At 36.0% G+C, this 14,476-nt stretch carries 13 protein-coding genes; 4 read left to right on the top strand and 9 right to left on the bottom strand.

The features are described from left to right. Positions 1 to 187: 187 nt before the first annotated feature. Complete coding sequence (locus tag COO03_RS19385) at positions 188 to 472, top strand: hypothetical protein (protein WP_097898727.1); 285 nt, start codon at positions 188 to 190, stop codon at positions 470 to 472. Positions 473 to 538: 66 nt separating this feature from the next. Here COO03_RS19385 and COO03_RS19380 read toward each other — a convergent pair whose 3' ends face one another. Then, positions 539 to 1,219, bottom strand: a complete 681-nt coding sequence (locus tag COO03_RS19380) for a lysoplasmalogenase (protein ID WP_097898726.1) — start codon at positions 1,217 to 1,219, stop codon at positions 539 to 541. Positions 1,220 to 1,640: 421 nt separating this feature from the next. Then, a complete protein-coding gene (locus COO03_RS19375) occupies positions 1,641 to 2,591 on the bottom strand; it encodes a DMT family transporter (RefSeq protein WP_097898725.1) in 951 nt (316 codons plus the stop codon). A 271-nt stretch (positions 2,592 to 2,862) separates the two neighbouring features. Between COO03_RS19375 and COO03_RS19370 the strand changes: the two genes are divergently transcribed. After that, positions 2,863 to 4,788 carry a heavy metal translocating P-type ATPase gene (locus tag COO03_RS19370; RefSeq protein WP_097898724.1) on the top strand — a complete coding sequence of 642 codons (1,926 nt, stop codon included), beginning with the start codon at positions 2,863 to 2,865 and terminating at the stop codon, positions 4,786 to 4,788. Between the two features lie 182 nt (positions 4,789 to 4,970). Here the strand turns inward: COO03_RS19370 and COO03_RS19365 are convergent, their stop codons facing one another. The 3 genes from COO03_RS19365 to COO03_RS19355 are packed head-to-tail and all read right to left on the bottom strand — an operon-like array spanning position 4,971 to position 6,868. Then, on the bottom strand, positions 4,971 to 5,840 hold the full coding sequence (locus COO03_RS19365) for a YihY/virulence factor BrkB family protein (RefSeq protein ID WP_097898723.1): 870 nt from the start codon (positions 5,838 to 5,840) through the stop codon (positions 4,971 to 4,973). Between the two features lie 6 nt (positions 5,841 to 5,846). Continuing rightward, the gene (locus COO03_RS19360) at positions 5,847 to 6,350 is read right to left on the bottom strand and encodes a DUF4075 domain-containing protein (protein WP_097898722.1); all 504 of its coding nucleotides are present in this window, start codon (positions 6,348 to 6,350) and stop codon (positions 5,847 to 5,849) included. Between the two features lie 53 nt (positions 6,351 to 6,403). Then, complete coding sequence (locus tag COO03_RS19355; RefSeq protein WP_097898721.1) at positions 6,404 to 6,868, bottom strand: low molecular weight protein-tyrosine-phosphatase; 465 nt, start codon at positions 6,866 to 6,868, stop codon at positions 6,404 to 6,406. Positions 6,869 to 7,038: 170 nt separating this feature from the next. Here COO03_RS19355 and COO03_RS19350 point away from each other — a divergent pair, with 170 nt between their 5' ends. Continuing rightward, positions 7,039 to 7,263, top strand: a complete 225-nt coding sequence (locus COO03_RS19350) for a DUF1128 domain-containing protein (protein ID WP_097898720.1) — start codon at positions 7,039 to 7,041, stop codon at positions 7,261 to 7,263. A gap of 189 nt (positions 7,264 to 7,452) precedes the next feature. Then, positions 7,453 to 10,119: a cation-translocating P-type ATPase gene (locus tag COO03_RS19345; protein WP_097898719.1), complete on the top strand. Its 2,667-nt coding sequence runs from the start codon at positions 7,453 to 7,455 to the stop codon at positions 10,117 to 10,119. A gap of 36 nt (positions 10,120 to 10,155) precedes the next feature. Here COO03_RS19345 and COO03_RS19340 read toward each other — a convergent pair whose 3' ends face one another. From COO03_RS19340 to COO03_RS19325, 4 genes are all read right to left on the bottom strand, one after another. Continuing rightward, a complete protein-coding gene (locus COO03_RS19340) occupies positions 10,156 to 11,238 on the bottom strand; it encodes a toxic anion resistance protein (protein WP_097898718.1) in 1,083 nt (360 codons plus the stop codon). Positions 11,239 to 11,256: 18 nt separating this feature from the next. Further along, positions 11,257 to 12,888 carry a YceG family protein gene (locus COO03_RS19335; protein ID WP_097898717.1) on the bottom strand — a complete coding sequence of 544 codons (1,632 nt, stop codon included), beginning with the start codon at positions 12,886 to 12,888 and terminating at the stop codon, positions 11,257 to 11,259. Positions 12,889 to 13,005: 117 nt separating this feature from the next. Further along, on the bottom strand, positions 13,006 to 13,794 hold the full coding sequence (locus tag COO03_RS19330; protein ID WP_097898716.1) for a TerC family protein: 789 nt from the start codon (positions 13,792 to 13,794) through the stop codon (positions 13,006 to 13,008). A gap of 73 nt (positions 13,795 to 13,867) precedes the next feature. Next, positions 13,868 to 14,446, bottom strand: a complete 579-nt coding sequence (locus COO03_RS19325) for a TerD family protein (protein WP_097898715.1) — start codon at positions 14,444 to 14,446, stop codon at positions 13,868 to 13,870. Positions 14,447 to 14,476: the final 30 nt, after the last annotated feature.

Raw genomic sequence — 14,476 nt, 5'->3', positions numbered from 1 at the left:
CCTTCCTTAGTTAGATTTATTATAGGTAGTTTTCATTTTTAATTATCTGAAGATCTAGAAAAAAGTAAGGTAAAACCCATAAAATTTTATAAATATATTCTGAATAACATTCTTGAATGTAAGATTTTGATATACTAGATTTTGTCTTTTTATAAATTACATAATATCCAAAGAGGACTTATTTTCTATGAAAGTTATGTTAAAAAACGAAAATACCGGACAAATTAAACAAGCAAAACTAGGTTTTAGCTGGACTGTCTTTTTCTTCGGTTTTTTCCCTACTATATTCCGTGGAGATTGGAAATGGTTTTTAATTATCTTAATTGCAAGTTTTTTTACATTTGGATTCTCTAATTTAGTTTTCTGCTTTATTTATAATAAAATATACATAAATGAGCTACTCTCTCAAGGTTATAAGGCCGCAGACGAATATAGTCATTCCGCTTTACAACAAAAGAATATCGTAGCATAACACGTACTCAAAAAGAGGATATCTTAAAAATAACTCAATAGCTATTTTTAGAGATATCCTCTTTTATCATATTCCTACATATATAATACACATCTGTGCAGCAACATATGTTAGCCAAATCCAAAGTGGGTCATACTTTAGTTTCCGTCCACCAATATCTGTAACACCAATAATGAAATCAGAAATCACAAATAGCAATCCACCAAATGCTGGTACCCACCACATTCCATGATTCGCATAATACAAGGCAAATGCAAAACAAGCCATTCCGCCCACCCATAAACCGTAAATGAGTGCACCTAAAGTAAACAACTTATCTTGATTGGGGTTTCGAATAAAAAAGAACCAACCAATAATTAAAAATAAACCATATACAAGTAGACCGATCCAAAAGCCATTCCATGAAATACCCGTTTGCAAAAATGCTGTTACATAAAAACAATGGGCAATCGCAAAGGCCACCATTCCTCCAATTAATCGATGACCAAATGGAATCAGTCCCGCCATAAATAAATCACCTAATGTAGATAATGTCATGCCAATTGCAACCCATTGATGATACGCTATAGATGGATCTTGTAACCATATCCAAATCGCACCAATAGTTAAAGAAAAACTAAGGATAAGGCGGATAACTAATGGTAATGGTCTATTTCCTCGTGTTTGATTTGTCTGCGCTATCGCATAAATGGCACCGGCAACAAATATAATAATTTGTCCAATTAATAAAATATAAATTTCATTCATAATGTGTTCTCCTCAACAAATGGATATGTATCTGAACTCAAAATGCTATTTTACCAATAAAGTAAAACTCGAATCAGCGAGGGTTTTCTTCATCCCCACTGACTATTAGCCCTTACCAATCGGGCTTTTATCGGTAATTTATCTCCTACCTAACTTCTTTAGAAAAGCGGAAGCGGCTCGCTCAGAATCGCAGGACGCCCGCGCCAAAGGCAGAGAGGCGCTTTTTGCCTCGTCCGAGGAGGCGAAACGACCGGAGATTCTAGCCGTTAGAGCTGGACAATGCTTTCACCGAATTTTGAAGCGGGAGTATTACTATCCGCAAATAGCAGAAAAAGTTTCACTGTATCTCTTTTCGTGATATAGCAGCTTTTCTCCTGTTTTCATTTCGAATAAAAAAGAAAAACAATTCTGGTCCTCTCCTCTATGCCACTTGTTTTTCTTGTTCAGTTTTCGGTTCAGCTGGTGTACGATTTACTACAATAATCCCAGCTGCAACACACGCTAAGCCGAATAAAACAAACGAATGAATCGCTTCTCCTAAAATCATACTTGATAACAACACACCAAACACTGGTATAAAGAACATATACATCGATACTTTTCCTACTTTGTTATATTTCATAACTGTATTCCATATGCAGAATCCCGCTGCCGATAAGAAAGACAAATATATCAACATAAAGAGCGCCTTCGTACTAAATACAAATGGCATAAATCCAACTTGAAAAATACCAATACACAATAATCCAACCGATCCAAAAATCATTTGATATGCTGTCATGTATCCTACATCTAATGTTTTACTACCTTCTTTAGCTAATATATTTCCGTATGAATACATCATAGCAGCACCAAGTAGTAATAATTCACCAATACCAAAATGGAATGCCAAACTCCCGTCACTTGGTACATTTACCAAGATCACGCCACAAAAGCCGATGGAAACTCCGATTACTTTTCTTATATTTAATGCATCATCTTTATACAAGAAATGAGCAATTAAAATTTGAAAGAAAGATGATGTCCCTGAAATAATTGCCCCTTCAATACCCGAGCTGTAACTCATACCAATATAAAAGCATACATATTGTAGAAATGTTTGGAACAATCCTATTTGTACTAATTGCTTCGCAGTTTCTTTTTTGAAATGCATATCTTTTCCTAGTACTCTAAAAAAGAATAAAAGCATCACACCTGATAAGAAAAAGCGATAACCAGCAAATAATATTTGCTCACCAACTTCATGTGGCTGAATTCCAAGTTCAGCATAGCTTAATTTAATGAAAGGAAATGCGCTTCCCCATAAAAATGTTGCTGCCAATGCCGCAATAAACACGCCAATCGGATGAGTAAAAAATTCCTCTGTCTTCACTTGCTGTCTTCCTTCCCGATCTTTTTATGAACAATATTCATATATACCAAAGGAAACGGTAAAACACAAGTTTTTCACTTTATCATATAAACAAAAACATATCATCAAGTAAAAACATATGATATGATGTAGGAGAAATCCAAAATAATAAATAATAAAATTAATTTCAACTGAAATGCTGCTATCCGTATGGATGGCAGCTTTCGTCGTTTTATAGGGATTTCGATTTTGATTCTTTTTCTCAATAAAAAATTGGAAGGAGCAAGTCACAATGAACGGAGAAGTAAAAACTTTACCATCAAAACAGAAGGTATCTACCCCATCTTGGGTTCAAGCATTTAAAAAGCACCATGAACTTATCTTTGCCATCTTATCTGGTGTTTTCATTTTAGCCGGTTGGTTACTAACCAAAAACGAAGCAGCTACTGCTGGAATTACTTTTTATATCCTCGCGTATATCGTTGGAGGATATGCAAAAGCAAAAGAAGGTATTGCAGATACAATCGAAGAGAAAGAATTAAATGTTGAAATGTTAATGCTCTTTGCTGCCATCGGTGCTGCTATAATCGGCTACTGGGCAGAAGGCGCTATCCTAATCTTTATCTTTGCACTAAGTGGTGCGATGGAATCTTATACATTAAGTAAAAGTCAAAAAGAAATTTCGGCACTCCTTGATTTACAACCGGAGGAAGCACTACGTATTTCAAACGGAACTGAAGAACGTATTCCAGTAGGTCAATTACAAATTGATGACATCATTTTGATCAAACCAGGTGAGCGTGTTCCTGCTGATGGTACCATTTATAGTGGTGAGACAAATATTGATGAAGCAGCTATTACAGGAGAGCCTATCCCAAATGAGAAAAAATTTGGTGATGAAGTATTCGCTGGAACTGTAAACTTACGAGGTGCCATTGAAGTTAAAATTACAAAACCTAGTGATCAAACATTGTTCCAAAAGATCATTCGTCTCGTTCAAAATGCACAAAGTGAAAAGTCACCATCACAACTATTCATTGAAAAATTTGAAGGAACATATGTAAAAGGGGTACTTCTTGTTGTTGCTCTTATGATGTTTGTACCTCACTTTCTACTAGGCTGGAGCTGGAATGAAACATTTTATCGCGCTATGATTTTACTTGTAGTCGCTTCTCCTTGTGCACTCGTTGCAGCGATTACACCAGCAACTTTATCTGCTATCTCTAATGGTGCAAGAAACGGTATTTTATTTAAGGGAGGCATTCATTTAGAACGCCTTGCCTCTGTAAAAGCGATTGCCTTTGATAAAACAGGTACATTAACACAAGGGAAACCTACTGTAACAGACGTATATGTGCGAGAAGGAATGACAGAAAAAGAGGTACTTTATATTACAGCAGCTATTGAAAGTCATTCTACGCATCCTTTAGCTGAATCAATTGTGAAATATGCAAAACACGCATATGACATTACATTAGCCAAACCAGAAAATGTAGAAGATGTCACTGGATTTGGCTTAAAAGGAATTTTAGAGAATACAGCTTATAAAATTGGTAAAGCAGATTTTATCGGCGAAGAAACAAAGACTTTCTATAACGGCATTGCTAATACTCTCGAACAAGAAGGAAAAACCGTTGTCTATATTAGTGATGAAAAAGGTATTCTTGGCCTTATTGCTTTAAAAGATACATTGCGCCAAGAAACAATTGCCGCTATTCGTGATTTACAAAAAATTGGTGTTGAAGCCATCATGATTACTGGTGATAATGAGGAAACAGCAAAAGCAATTGCAGCTGAAAGTAACATAAAGGAATATTATGCTTCATGCCTGCCAGAAACAAAAGTTGAAACAGTAAAACAATTAAAAGAAAAATATGGCACAGTCGCAATGGTTGGTGATGGTATTAACGATGCTCCTGCACTCGCTACAGCTAGCATTGGTGTTGCCATGGGAGAAGGAACAGACGTCGCTTTAGAAACCGCAGATGTTGTTCTTATGAAAAACGAACTATCTCGTCTTTCTCAAGCCATTCGCTTATCAAAACGAATGAATCGTATCGTGAAACAAAACGTTATCTTTTCTTTAGCAGTAATTGCAATGCTTATTTGCTCGAACTTCTTGCAATTTTTAGCTCTTCCATTTGGTGTTATCGGCCATGAAGGAAGCACAATCCTTGTTATTTTAAACGGCTTACGTTTATTAAAAGGAGATAACTAAACGGGTCCCCAGAGGGAACCCGTTTTTTTTAATGATAGCTATTATGTCCATTCGCACTGCTACTCGTTTTGTGCTTTGGATGTGAGCTACTATTTTTTTTACCTTGGTTTTTATTATTGTGATTTTTTTTGTTATTACTCATTTTAAATCCCCCCTGTTCCTCTTTATTATGGAACAGAAAATTACTTTTCATCACGGGAATTATTGTCACTTGTTCGATAAAAATGTAGTAATCCATTAATTTCCCCGCCAAGTAAAATGACCCAGGCTGTTAAATAGAACCACAACATTAAAATGATAATACCACCAAGACCACCATATGTATTGGCATAATTTGCAAACTTATCTACATAAAAAGCAAATGAGTACGATACCACAATCCATCCAATCGTTGCAAATAATGCTCCTGATACTACTTCTCTTTTTTTTAACTTTCGATCAGGTGTGAATGTATATAGAAAGCTGAATAAAGCAAATAACACAAAGAAACTAGCTACTAATCGTGTAATGCTCCATACAAAAGAAAAGCTCTCCGATAAACCAAGCGCTTTAAAAATCGCTGCTCCAATTACTTGTCCAAACACAGGAACAATTAATGCAAAGACAATCATAAAAATGATTGCTAATGTCAACACGATTGACAAAGCCCTTGTTACAATAAAAGAACGTGTCTCTTTTACATCATAAGCACGATTAAAAGCATTCATGATTGCATTTACACCGTTTGAAGCAAACCATAACATCGATAATAAACCAAATGATAGTAATCCACCATTTTGTTCATTTACAACTTTATCTACATTCACTTCAATTAAATTCATTGCATCTTCTGGCACATAGGCCTCCAATAAACCAAGCACATCTTCTGTATGAATGGGAATAAAACCAAGAAGCGTAATTAAAAAAACAAGCCCAGGAAAAATAGCAAGCAAGAAGAAATAAGCGAGCTGTGCTGCTAAGCCCGCTACGTCATCTCGCATCGTTCGGTCATATAGGTCTTTCCCAAACGAATAGACACGATTTCCCCTTGCTTTTTCTAGAAATTTTTTCATATTTTTCTAAACGCTTTTCTTCTCTTCTTTATCTTGCTTTAACTCAATGTATGCTTCTGTTTTTTTCTCTTCCGTATTAGATTCCTTCATAAATAATTCACGCGCTTCTTTCATACCACCATCTTCAGCTACTACCGGTTCTTCTTCTGCTTTTAATTCTTCTGCTTTTGGAGACACAGCTTGAATTTCAATTGTCTCTGGCTCAGCCTTTTTCTTACTAAACATTTCTTTTGTTTCCTTTAACGTGCCAACAACAGCTGGCGTTAGCTTCTTTATTTCCGCTACTTTAGCCTTTACTACATTAAAATCTGCCAGTTCGCGTCCCTTCTCTGTAACAGTTTGCATTTTTTCTTTTATCTTCGCATTTTCACCAATTTCAATCATCTTTGACTTTGCTTTTTCTGCCGTATTTTTCACTTTCTCACGATTTTCCTTTTTAAGCATGGAAACAGCTACACCTGCTGCTACCCCAATCGCTATATTTCGAGCTATATTATTCTTTTTTGCCATATTCCTTCACCCTTTCATTTCTTATGTTAAAAAGTATCTCTTTCTAAGCTTACTCATATTCCTTGCTCATTTCGAATGAACGCTAACAGCTTTGCACACCCTTCTGTTACAAGGTCATAGACTTCTTGAAAATTCCCTGTGAAATACGGATCAGGAACATCTGCCCAGCCACCGTCTGGAACAAAATCGGACAGTTTACCAATATAGCCTCCTGCTTTACCTAAGCTTTTTAAATCTGCTATATTCTTGTTGTCCATGGCAATAATATAATCAAACTTTGTTAAGTCTTCTTTTTCTACTTGACGTGCTTTAATTCCTTCAAAAGAGACTTCATTTTCTTTTAAAATTTTTTGTGTTCCTTCATGAGGTGGATGGCCAATATGCCAATCTCCTGTTCCAGCAGAGTCAATTTGGATTTTATCTTCTAGTCGCTCTTGTATAACAAGGTCTCGAAAAATTGCTTCTGCCATAGGAGAGCGGCAAATGTTCCCAAGGCAAACAAATAATACTTGAACCATATTTGTTTCTTCCCTTCTTGCTGCATTTCTTATATATACATATAGTATAAACAACCAATTATTAATTATAAAGGAAATCCCTACTAATTTAATGGACTGAAAAGTTTCATTAACGAAAATGATAAAAAATGTTAAGATAGCCTTATGTTATTTTAAAGGGGGACACTTCGGTGGATTTATCCGTAAAATCGCAAGAAAATGTTGAATATATGGTAGAAGCTATTAAAGAAAAATTACGTATGGTAAATGCAGGTGCAATGAGAGCTGCTAGCTTTAACCAGGAAATGTATGAAGATTTAAGAGACATTTATGACCATGTCATGAAACGTGAAACATTCAGCATTAGTGAAATGCAAGCTATTACAGAAGAATTAGGTACATTAATTAAAAAGTAACAGAAAGCCTCTAAATGGGGCTTTTTTCAATTCCAACAAATTTATGACAACTCGTCCCTTCGCTTTATCCTACTTTAAAATACTGTACAATAAAAATAGAACCTCATCCTAGATTATTTCTCCATACATACTACACGTAAAGAATTGCCACACTACCATTGCTAACTGTTTTTACTGGGGGTGCTTATATTGAGCAATTGGTACAGTAAGACGAAAGATCAAATACTACTTGAACTCGAAACAGATGAACAGCGTGGTTTAACAGATGAAATGGTACGTAATCGGTTAAACCAATATGGACAGAATGAATTGGTTACGAAGCAAAAACGGACCTTATGGCAACGCATTTTTGCTCAAATCAATGATGTTCTTGTCTACGTCCTTGTGATCGCTGCTCTTATTTCTGCCTTTGTAGGTGAATGGGCCGATGCGAGCATTATCGCTCTTGTCGTTATTTTAAATGCTGTAATTGGTGTGATTCAAGAATCAAAAGCAGAACAAGCGCTAGAAGCATTAAAAAAGATGGCAACACCAAAAGCAATTGTAAAACGTGATGGTGAACTAAAAGAAATTCCATCAGAACACGTCGTCCCAGGTGATATTATTATACTTGATGCCGGCCGTTATATCCCATGTGACTTGCGACTTATCGAAACAGCAAATTTAAAAATTGAAGAGTCGGCTTTAACAGGTGAGTCCGTTCCTGTGGATAAGGATGCACTTTACCATCCATCCATGCAAAATAATGAACAAGTACCACTCGGTGATCAAAAAAATATGGCCTTTATGTCGACACTTGTAACATATGGCCGTGGGGTCGGAGTCGCTGTTGAGACAGGGATGAAATCACAAATTGGGAAAATCGCTACTCTTTTACATGAAGCTGACGATGATACAACCCCGCTTCAAAAAAGCTTAGCACAAGTGGGAAAATATTTAGGGTTTGTAGCTGTAACCATTTGTATCATTATGTTCCTCATTGGATTTTTCCAAGGCCGAGACACATTAGAAATGTTCATGACTGCTATCAGCTTAGCCGTTGCAGCAATCCCCGAAGGATTACCAGCTATTGTTTCCATTGTTCTCGCCATTGGCGTGCAGCGTATGATTAAACAAAACGTTATCATTCGGAAACTCCCAGCTGTCGAAGCTCTCGGTTCTGTCACAATTATTTGTTCAGATAAAACAGGTACTTTAACCCAAAATAAAATGACAGTTACTCATTTCTACAGCGATCGTATATACGATAAATTAGATAATTTAAATATAAATAATGATGCCCAGCGCTTACTATTAGAAAATATGATTTTATGTAATGATGCATCCTACAGTGCTGAATCACAAACTGGTGATCCAACAGAAATTGCACTCCTTATCGCCGGAGGCGCCTTCAATATTCAAAAAGATGCTTTAGAAGATAAACATAAACGACTAAATGAATTGCCATTTGATTCTGATCGAAAAATGATGTCAACATTACATACATACAATCAAGGCTACTATAGCATGACCAAAGGCGCAATTGATAAGCTCTTACCTCGTTGTACTCATATCTTTATAAATGGTACAACTGAGGTTTTAACAGAATTAGATAAAAAACAAATATTAGACGCTGCTCAATCAATGTCACAGGACGCTTTACGAGTGCTTTCATTTGCTTTCAAACAATATGATACAAAAAATATTCGTATCGATCACGTAGAAGAGAACCTTACATTCATTGGACTTGTCGGTATGATTGACCCACCGCGAACAGAGGTAAAAGCATCTATTACAGCGTGTAAAAAGGCTGGTATTCGCACCGTCATGATTACAGGAGACCATAAAGATACTGCATTCGCTATCGCTAGGGAACTTGGCATTGCTGAGAAAGAATCTGAAGTCATGATTGGTATAGATTTGGACCATATTTCAGATGAAAAACTAGAAAATGAAATCAATCATTTAAATGTCTTTGCTCGTGTTTCCCCAGAACACAAGGTGAAAATTGTCAAAGCATTGCGTGCAAAAGGAAATATCGTCTCGATGACTGGAGATGGTGTAAATGATGCCCCATCTTTAAAACAAGCGGACATTGGAGTCGCAATGGGAATTACGGGAACAGATGTAGCTAAAGGTGCAGCTGATATGGTTTTAACAAACGATAACTTCTCGTCTATTGTCAAAGCGGTTGAGGAAGGAAGAAACATTTATCGCAACATTAAAAAGGCAATCCTCTTCCTACTGTCCTGTAACTTTGGAGAAATTATTACACTATTTTTAGCTATTTTACTCGGCTGGGCTACACCACTACGCCCTATTCATATTTTATGGGTAAATTTAATCACAGATACGCTCCCAGCATTGTCACTTGGTGTTGATCCAGAAGATCCAGACGTTATGAAAGACAAACCGCGTCATGCAAAAGAGAGTTTATTCAGTGGTAGTGTTCCTTTTCTGATTCTAAACGGAATTGTCATTGGGCTCATTACTTTAATTGCTTTTATTGTTGGCGCAAAGCTCTATACCGGAGATACAAATCTCTTTCCGCTCTTCCCATCTCAAATTGATGAGGATGCTTTATTACATGCTCAAACAATGGCATTTGTCGTACTTAGTTTTTCACAGCTCGTTCATTCGTTTAACTTACGATCAAGCACGAAATCAATTTTTTCAATTGGGGTATTTACAAATAAATACTTAGTTTTTTCTCTTCTTATCGGCGTTCTTATGCAGGTGTGTATTATCTCTATAGCACCGCTTGCAAATATATTTGGAGTACATGCTTTAACAATAAAAGATTGGGGGTTCGTTCTCTTATTAAGCATCATTCCGCTTATTGTAAATGAAGTCATAAAACTATTTAAGAAACATTAAAAGGCAATGAGTGAGTTTTCTCATTGCCTTTTCATATTATCCTTGCAATTCTTTTTTAATATTCTCTGTTAATTCTGCCATACGCTTACGGCTTTCTTCACGTTCACGTTTGTTTTGCTCTTCAATTTGCTGCGTTTCTTGCATACCCCTTGAAATAATATTCCATGTTTCTTCAAGTGTCTCCATCTTAATACTAGAAGAACCAGATAATCTCGCTACTTCTACACTTTGCGTTGCAATATTTTGGGCATTTTTCTTAAGCAGTTCATTCGTACGACGATCAAGTTCAGCCATTGAATCTGCAACAAGCTTTTGACGCTTCGCATTTACAGCTTGAATAATTCCATTTTTAAAAATAGGAATCGTTGTAATAAACGCTGTATTAATTTTACCAATTAATTTGTTATTACCGCGTTGAATCATGCGGATTTGCGGTGCTGTTAATAGTGCCACCATACGCGCTTTTTCTAGATCATCAATGCGTTGCTCTAAAATTTCAACAGAGTTTTTAAGGGACTCTAACTCAATACCCGCTAATTGATCGTTATTACGTACACGTTCTTCATACATTGGAACTAATTCTGTGTTCAAGCGCTCCAATAGCATTTCCCCTGCTACTACATATTTCTCTAAGTCTAAATAATATTTTAAGTTTTGTTCATATAAGCCATCTAATGTACCAATTGATTTCTTCATCTCATCTTGATATTTCGTAATTTCCACGTATACTTTGTCCATTTCACGGCCCATTGTTTGATACTTACTAAAGATTTGCTCAATCATTTTATCTGCTTTTTTAAACATACGAGAGAAAAAGCCGCTCTTCTCCTCCGCAAAGTCTTTACTATCAAATTTATCCATAATTTTGCCAAGTTGCTTTAACAACTCACCAGAATCCTCTATCTTAGATAAAGACATTGTATGTAAAATTTGATCCGCAAAACGAGAAATTTCCATGGATGGTTCTTTTCCAAGCTCAATTAATTCTAACTGATCTTTAACATCCACTCCATTATAAATGCGTTGCACTTCAGCATCTTGTCTCAGCTGCAACCGAACATCTTGTGCGGTTTGCTCATTTAATTCTGTTTTCGAATCTAGTACAACTGGATTATTCATGTATTATTCTCCCTTTCCTTATAAAAATGGACGAAATAGCCCTTTTATTGTTTGAGATAAATTTTTATACGCTGACGGACCGTGAAATTCAAGATCAAAGTTCACTTCCTCAAGCCAGTGTGAATCGAATGCTGCTCCTTCAATATACGGTTCAATATCATTTCTTCCTGTTGGATTGAAGTGCAGTACATCAATTCCAATTTGATTTAAAAATAATAATAAGACCGCATCAGAACGCGTTAATTCTCCACTCTTTTCATTGTTAAATATAACAATTTTCGGTACTTCTTGCGAATAATCAAATTTCTCAAGTAACTCTAAAATATGAGGTGGAATTTGAGAAAGCTGCGCAAAAACATACAGTGCTACATCTTGTTTTGTTTCTTTTCCAACTGGTTTACACAGTTCACTTTCACACGTATGAATGATGGCTTCTGCAATCCCATGCTGCAAACCTTCAGGTAAGCGCTTATGTGGCCACCAGTGACTATTCATAATTTGATCTGGATGCAGTTTCCCAGCACGGTCTAATGCATCTCGATAATGAAATTGAAAGTTTGCTTTTTGTTCTTTTGTAAATGGAAATGTATTAAGTAATAAGCTGTTATCGAATGATGTGACAGCCTTCAAACGCTGGAAATATTCTTTATCATTTTTTGAAACACCAGATACTTTTGCAAATAAAGATGGAATATAAATATGTTTATTTTCCACAAAGAATGTCGGGCGTATAAATGCTTTTTCTTTCGTAATGATAAAGAGTTCATCGTATGTTGTCTTCAGCGTACGCGCTACAGGCGTGTACGTACGAAATTGCCACGGTTTGTATAATAATGAATTATCATGATGAAGCACTTGTTCAATTTCCTTTGATGCTTGATAGGCTACCGTTGCAACACGCTCACGACGCCGATCAGGGAATGGCTCTAATGAAACGCGTCCTGGATGAGAAACGACAAAAGTCTTAGCTTCTTCATCAACGCTTTCAAAACCATCTTTTCCTTCTGGATGATAGTAGAGAACGTCACATCCGAGCATAATAAGAAAATATAAGAAATAGATCTGACTCTCTTTCGCATCACCGTACCAAACGATACGCGGCATTTGTTTCTTATAATTAATTGCAGAAAACCATTTTGCTACGTAATTTTCGCTTAATTTAATTATGTCAATTAAGAAACGACGAAAACCTTCTGTTTTTAAAGATTGATTATGTTGTTTCTCATACAATTTCAATACAGCGATAAATGTTGTATGTATATAATGTTGTAAATCAGGATTATCTACTTTCGGCAACAATTGTTTTCCCGATAAATGTGCAACAAGTCTGTTTACAGTAAGCCCATTTGGTGCCTCTTGATGCAGTGTGAATATTTCTTGAATGTGACGAAGTTTTTCAGAATCAATCACCTTATTCAAATTTTGTTCATGTAGTACATGAATTCCTTTTGCTTCACTATAATCAAATAGTTCATTGAAATATTCGTCTACATCGTTTGGAACACCAAGAATACGACAAGCTATATAGCTAAATTTCATCTCATTCTCTGTTAATTCATACTGTGGGCGCTTTTCTAAAATCATTTCGAATTGTTTTAAGTCAGCTTCTTCTTTTAATGCATATGGATGAAGTGTAAAACGCGAAAACACGACAGTTCACCTCCAGAAACATTTACTTTTTTAAAGAAATAATATCTTATCTTTCTATTATAAACTATTTTAAGTTATAAAAAATGGGCGCTCGCATAACGAGCAAACCCATTTCAATTATTTATCTTCTTTCTTAGTAGCTGCAATCTCTTCTCGGGCTTGTCCTTGTCGCATATAATGCAAAATAAATGTTGCTCCAAATGCCACAACTAAAATAATAAAGAACACCGTATGACTCATTTCGATACCGAATACAGACAGGAACATTTTCGCCGCAATAATTAATATTAAAATATATGCTGTCGTTTCAAGCTCTGGAACACGTTCTAGTAATCTTAAAAATACGCCTGCAATACCACGCATCATTAAGATTCCAAGCATTCCGCCTAATAGTAGAATCCAAACTTCATTGGAAACACCAAAGGCTGCAAGAACACTGTCCACAGAAAACGCAATATCCATTAATTCAACCATTACAACCGTTCCCCAGAACACACCAAACATTCTAACGAGAAGACCGTTTTGGTTTATGCCATGAGCTTCCTCGTCTTCACTACCTTCTTTTCGTTTATCAATGAAGTATTTAATAGAAAGCCATGCAAGATACAACGCTCCCAGTACTTTAACCCACCATAATTTAATTAAGAACATTCCGATTCCGATAGCAATAAATCGGAATGCATATGCACCAATTAATCCATAAAATAACGCCTTTTTACGTTTTTCTTCTGGAAGATGTCTTACCATTACCGCTAACACAAGTGCGTTATCAGCAGATAATAACCCTTCAAGTACAACAAGTGTACCAATTAATCCCCAAGATACTGGATCTTGTAATACTTTAATCCACATGTCCAAATCAAAAAATTGGGCATACGTATCAAGGATTCCTTGTAAAACGCTCATCTTACTATTATCTCCTATTCTTTGCTAGATTTATAGAAAGGTCAAAAAGAAGGAAACGAGGTTCGTTTCCTTCTTATGCATCCAAGCCATACGCTCTTACAAGCGCACCTAATCCACCTTGGAATCCACTTCCTACTGCATTAAACTTCCATTGTCCATTATGACGGTATAATTCACAAAAGACAACTGCTGTTTCAATGGAGAAATCTTCTCCTAAATCAAAACGTAGAACTTCTTCATTTGTCTCTTCATTTGCTAAGCGAACAAATGCATTTGCAACTTGCCCAAAGTTTTGATTGCGGCCTTCCGCATCATAAATTGTAACTGTAATTGCGATTTTATGAACATCTGCTGGAACCTTCTTCAAATCTACAACAAGTTGTTCATCATCGCCTTCTCCTTCACCTGTACGGTTGTCACCTGTATGTAAAACCGATCCGCAAGGAGATTGTAAGTTGTTATAGAAAATGAAATCTGTTTCTTTCGTACATTTTCCATTTGCATCTAATAAAAAGGCAGAGGCATCTAAATCATAGTCAGATCCACCATCATATGACTTAATGTCCCATCCAAGACCAATTACTGCTTTAGTAAGACCTGGGCTTGTCTTACTTAAATCAATTTTCTGTCCTTTTTGTAATTGAATAACCATTTATATTCACCTCTTCTTAAAAAATGTGTC

The sequence above is a fragment of the Bacillus sp. AFS098217 genome, assembly GCF_002551815.1.
Lineage (GTDB): Bacteria > Bacillota > Bacilli > Bacillales > Bacillaceae_G > Bacillus_A.
Note: the sequence above shows the minus strand (reverse complement) of the source record. Positions and strands in the feature narration are given on the sequence as shown.

Bases quoted from the DNA above. Each gene is read 5' to 3' on its own strand.
- COO03_RS19360 (WP_097898722.1), bottom strand. From the start codon at position 6,350: ATGGCAAAAAAGAATAATATAGCTCGAAATATAGCGATTGGGGTAGCA.
- COO03_RS19355 (WP_097898721.1), bottom strand. From the start codon at position 6,868: ATGGTTCAAGTATTATTTGTTTGCCTTGGGAACATTTGCCGCTCTCCT.
- COO03_RS19380 (WP_097898726.1), bottom strand. From the start codon at position 1,219: ATGAATGAAATTTATATTTTATTAATTGGACAAATTATTATATTTGTT.
- COO03_RS19370 (WP_097898724.1), top strand. From the start codon at position 2,863: ATGAACGGAGAAGTAAAAACTTTACCATCAAAACAGAAGGTATCTACC.
- COO03_RS19365 (WP_097898723.1), bottom strand. From the start codon at position 5,840: ATGAAAAAATTTCTAGAAAAAGCAAGGGGAAATCGTGTCTATTCGTTT.
- COO03_RS19325 (WP_097898715.1), bottom strand. From the start codon at position 14,446: ATGGTTATTCAATTACAAAAAGGACAGAAAATTGATTTAAGTAAGACA.
- COO03_RS19385 (WP_097898727.1), top strand. From the start codon at position 188: ATGAAAGTTATGTTAAAAAACGAAAATACCGGACAAATTAAACAAGCA.
- COO03_RS19340 (WP_097898718.1), bottom strand. From the start codon at position 11,238: ATGAATAATCCAGTTGTACTAGATTCGAAAACAGAATTAAATGAGCAA.
- COO03_RS19330 (WP_097898716.1), bottom strand. From the start codon at position 13,794: ATGAGCGTTTTACAAGGAATCCTTGATACGTATGCCCAATTTTTTGAT.